Genomic DNA, 4,582 nt, shown 5'->3' on the forward strand with positions numbered 1-4,582 from the left:
GTCGCCTTCGGCGACATCTCCCCCTCGAGGGGGGAGATTACGCCCCCCGCGAAATTCCATTCCCCGACTGGCCGGTTGATTGGCACGTTCTATCTTCTTTCCCGGCGCAAACGGCTGGAAAAGACGACAGCGCGCGGGTCCGCGAAGCCGGAATGGATTCCGGCGGCATCCTGCGCGAGATTGCGAAGACCCGCGTCGAACTGCTTCCATGGAGCATCCCGGATGAGCGAGCAGACAAAAGCGGCGGATACCGAGCTGTCCCGCCTGCGCCCGCCCTACAGATCGGTTCTCGACCTGATCGGCCAGACGCCTGTCGTCGAGTTGACCAAGTTCGACACCGGCAAGTGCCGGCTGTTCATCAAGCTCGAAAGCCAGAATCCGGGCGGCTCGATCAAGGACCGTATCGCGCTGTCGATGATTGCGGCGGCCGAGAAGGAGGGTAGGCTGAAGCCTGGCGGCACCATTGTAGAGGCGACCGCCGGCAATACCGGGCTTGGCCTTGCCCAGGTCGGCATCCCCAAAGGCTATCGCATCATCCTGGTCGTGCCCGACAAGATGTCGCGCGAAAAGATCCAGCATCTGCGCGCGCTCGGCGCCGAGGTGCGCATGACGCGCTCCGATGTCGGCAAGGGCCATCCGGAATACTACCAGGACATGGCGGAAAAGATCGCGGCGGAACTGCCGGGCGCCTTCTATGCCAACCAGTTCGCCAACCCGGCCAACCCGCTGGCGCATGAGACGACGACCGGTCCGGAAATCCTGTCGCAGCTCGACGGCAATGTCGACGCCGTCGTGGTCGGCGTCGGCTCCGGCGGCACGCTGACCGGGCTTGGCCGCTATTTCGCGAAGCATTCGCCGAAGACCGAGATGGTGCTGGCCGACCCGGTCGGCTCGGTGCTGGCGCCGCTGATCAAGACCGGCAAGATGGAAGAGGCCGGAAGCTGGACGGTGGAAGGCATCGGCGAGGATTTCGTGCCACCCAATGCCGATCTGGCGCTGGTCAAGAAGGCCTATTCGATATCAGACAAGCAAAGCATGCTGGCGGTGCGCGATCTCCTGTCGCGCGAAGGCATCCTGGCCGGCTCTTCGTCGGGCACGCTTCTGTCGGCCGCCCTTCGCTATTGCCGCGAGCAAACCGTGCCTAAGCGCGTCGTCACCTTCGTCTGCGACAGCGGCAACAAATACCTGTCGAAAGTGTTCGACGACTTCTGGCTGGCCGAACAGGGCCTCGCCGAGCACGAGCAGCACGGCGACCTGCGGGATCTCGTCATGCGCTCGCACCGCACCGGCGACACGGTGTGGGTCGGCCCGGATGAAAGCCTGCTCAACGCCTATGGTCGCATGCGCCGCTCCGATGTCTCGCAGCTGCCGGTGCTGGACGAGGGCAAGCTTGTCGGCATCGTCGACGAGAGCGACATACTGGCCAAGGTCGACGGGCCCTATGATGGGCGCTGGGACCGTTTCAACGGGCCGGTGCGTTCGGCCATGACCTCGAACCTGCACACGCTGCAGGCGACGCAGACGCTCGACGCGCTGCTGCCCGTCTTCGACCGCAACGAGGTGGCCATCATCTTCGACGGCGACGAGTTCGTCGGCCTGATAACCCGCATCGACCTGATCAACCATCTGAGGCGCCGCGCAAAATGACGACAGCAGCAACGGGCAAGAACCGCCTGGCCTTCTCCACCCGCACCATCCATGGCGGCCAGAGCCATGACCCGCTGACCGGCGCGGTGATGGTGCCGATCTACGCCACCTCGACATACGGCCAGCAGTCACCGGGGGTGCACAAGGGTTTCGAATACGCCCGCAGCCAGAACCCGACGCGCTTCGCCTTCGAGCGCGCGGTGGCCGACCTCGAAAGCGGCACGGCGGCCTTCGCCTTCGCCTCCGGCCTGGCGGCGATCTCGACCGTGCTGGAGCTGCTCGATTCCGGCGCGCATATCGTGGCGACCGACGACATCTATGGCGGCTCCTTCCGGTTGATGGAGCGGGTGCGCAAGCGCTCGGCCAATCTGCAGGTCTCGTTCGTCGACTTCACCGATCTCGCGGCGGTCGAAGCCGCGATCCGGCCGGAGACGAAGCTGCTCTGGGTCGAGACGCCGACCAATCCGCTGCTGCGCATCGTCGACCTCGAAGGCGTGGCGGCGCTGGCCAGGCGCAAGGGAATCCTGTCGGTGGCCGACAACACCTTCTGCAGCGCCTACATCCAGCGCCCGCTGGAACTCGGCATCGACACAACAGTGCATTCGACGACGAAGTACCTCAACGGTCATTCCGACATGGTCGGCGGCGTGGCGGTCGTGGGCGACAACAAGGATCTCGCCGCCCAGCTGAAATTCCTGCAGAACGCCATCGGCGCCATATCGGGCCCGTTCGACAGCTTTCTGGCGCTGCGCGGCCTGAAGACGCTGGCGCTCAGGATGGAGCGCCATTCCGCCAACGGCCTGAAAATCGCGCAATGGCTGGAAGCCCGCAAGGACATACGCCGCGTCCTCTATCCCGGCCTTGCCAGCCACCCGCAGCATGCCATCGCGGTCCAGCAGATGCATGCTTTCGGCGGCATGATCTCGGTCGATCTCGGCCGCGACCTCGCCGGGACAAAACGCTTCCTGGAGCGCACGCAGCTGTTCACGCTGGCAGAAAGCCTCGGCGGGGTGGAAAGCCTGATCGAGCATCCGGCGCTGATGACACATGGCTCCATTCCCGTGGAGAAGCGCGAGGCGATCGGCATTTCGGATTCGCTGGTGCGGCTGTCGGCGGGGATCGAGGATGGCGATGACCTGATCGCGGATCTGGAGCAGGCGCTGGGGGGTTAGCGGCAACGACTGTCCGAGGTCAGCGCTGCCCCTCATTGTCCTGCCGGACATTTCTCCCCGTATAGTGACGGGGAGAAAGGGCTGGTCGCAATCCTGGCGCTTTCCTGCAACGCCGGCAATTTGGCGAAGTCCTCCGGCACAGCGTCCCTCTCCCCGTCACTATACGGGGAGAGGATGCCGGCAGGCAGGTGAGGGGCAGCGCTGACGCTTCATGAATCGGCAGTCGGCGGCCAGCCAATTGACCCCAGCCGTCATCTAACCGAACTATTGCGCCCATGGCCACGCGCGACCCTCCAAAACCCACCGAGCCCATCACCTTCGCGGTGCTGGTCTTTCCCGGTTTTCCGATGATGGCGTTCAGTTCCGTCATCGAGCCGCTGCGCGCCGCCAACATCCTGGCGAAGAAGGACTGCTACCGCTGGATCATCGTTGGCGGCACCAAAGGCGCGGTCGAGGCCTCGAACGGCGTCGTCATCCAGCCGGGTTTTCATGCCGAGGCGGCACCCAGGGTCGACCGCATCGTCGTCTGCTCGGGCGGTGACGCCGATCATCTCGTCGCCGAGGACGCGGCGAGCTGGATCCGCCGCAGCCTGCGCGGCGGCGCCCATATCGGTGCTGTGGCCGACGCGGCATTCTTCCTGGCGCGGGCGGGCCTGCTCGACGGCCATGCCTGCACCTTGCACTGGACCAGCCAGGCCGCCTTCACCGAGGCTTTTCCGGCGATCGAGCTCAGGCGCGATCTCTTCGTCATCGACCGCAAGCGCTTCACCTCGGCGGGAGGCGTCGGCAGCCTCGACATGATGCTCGAGATCATCACCCGCGACTATGGCGGCGAACTCGCCGCCGGGGTCGCCGAATGGTTCGTGCACAGCCAGCTGCGCTCCAGCGTCGACCGCAAGCTGATGCCGCTCAGGCTGCGCACCGGGGTCCGCAACGAGCTGGTGCTGTCGGCCATCGCCATCATGGAGGACGCGGTGGAGGAACGGCTCGGAATGACCGAACTCACCGCGCGGCTCGGTGTATCCTCGGACAAGCTGGAGCGCTCCTTCCGCTCCGAACTCGCCATCTCGCCGAATGGCTACTACCGGCGGCTTCGGCTGAAACGCGCCGCCGACCTGCTGGCGCATTCCACGCTTGCCGTGCGCGATGTGGCGCTGGCCTGTGGTTTTGCTTCCATGTCGAGCTTTGCGCGGGCATTTCGCGAGGAGCATGGCCATCCGCCGACACTGGCGCGACGGCATTAGGTTTTGAATGCTGGCGGGGCATCGCCCCTCTCTGCCCTGCCGGGCATCTCCCCCTCAAGGGGGAGATCGGCGGTCACCACCGGCTTCGCCAATCTTTAGCGCTGAGGAGTACGCGCGGCCGCTGAAGCTGCCAATCTCCCCCCTTGAGGGGGAGATGTCCGGCAGGACAGAGAGGGGGGCCTCGCGCCTGTCTCTCTCATTACACCAGCGGCATCTCGCACAACATGCGCGGTTTTCCGCACAATGCTTCCGCCCCTCCTGGGCCATGGTCGGGCCTTTCAACCCCACCCCAAGGCCAGGCACCCATGAGCATCGTCGTATTCGACCCCGACAGCACCGAGGACGTCGATTTCAAGGACCGCATGCGCCATCCCGCCGCCGCCGACCCGGCCGGCGGCATGTGGCTGTCCGACACCGAGCCTTCCTTCATCGACGCCGATGCGCTGCGCAAAGGCCGGCTGGCGAAATTGCGCGGCTGGATGCGCGAGGACGGATATGGCGGCGGGGAGGTGCTCGACC

Annotated in this window: 3 protein-coding genes and 1 pseudogene; all 4 read left to right on the top strand. The window is 65.4% G+C overall.

What is annotated here, in order from left to right; translation table 11 throughout:
* The first annotated feature begins 222 nt into the window (after window positions 1–222).
* Complete coding sequence (locus J0I79_RS03535) at window positions 223–1,647, top strand: pyridoxal-phosphate dependent enzyme (protein WP_292855341.1); 1,425 nt, start codon at window positions 223–225, stop codon at window positions 1,645–1,647.
* Window positions 1,644–2,819, top strand: a complete 1,176-nt coding sequence (locus J0I79_RS03540) for a PLP-dependent aspartate aminotransferase family protein (RefSeq protein ID WP_292855342.1) — start codon at window positions 1,644–1,646, stop codon at window positions 2,817–2,819. The genes J0I79_RS03535 and J0I79_RS03540 overlap by 4 nt, the downstream gene beginning before the upstream one ends.
* A 275-nt stretch (window positions 2,820–3,094) precedes the next feature.
* Window positions 3,095–4,063, top strand: a complete 969-nt coding sequence (locus tag J0I79_RS03545; protein ID WP_292855343.1) for a GlxA family transcriptional regulator — start codon at window positions 3,095–3,097, stop codon at window positions 4,061–4,063.
* A gap of 305 nt (window positions 4,064–4,368) precedes the next feature.
* Window positions 4,369–4,582 (top strand): annotated as a pseudogene (locus J0I79_RS03550) (aminopeptidase P family protein); the annotation flags it as partial.

It is taken from the genome of Mesorhizobium sp., assembly GCF_017306585.1.
GTDB lineage: Bacteria > Pseudomonadota > Alphaproteobacteria > Rhizobiales > Rhizobiaceae > Mesorhizobium.

What these genes read in the sequence shown, in the direction of transcription:
- J0I79_RS03535 (WP_292855341.1), top strand. Translation starts at nt 223, where the DNA reads ATGAGCGAGCAGACAAAAGCGGCGGATACCGAGCTGTCCCGCCTGCGC.
- J0I79_RS03545 (WP_292855343.1), top strand. Translation starts at nt 3,095, where the DNA reads ATGGCCACGCGCGACCCTCCAAAACCCACCGAGCCCATCACCTTCGCG.
- J0I79_RS03540 (WP_292855342.1), top strand. Translation starts at nt 1,644, where the DNA reads ATGACGACAGCAGCAACGGGCAAGAACCGCCTGGCCTTCTCCACCCGC.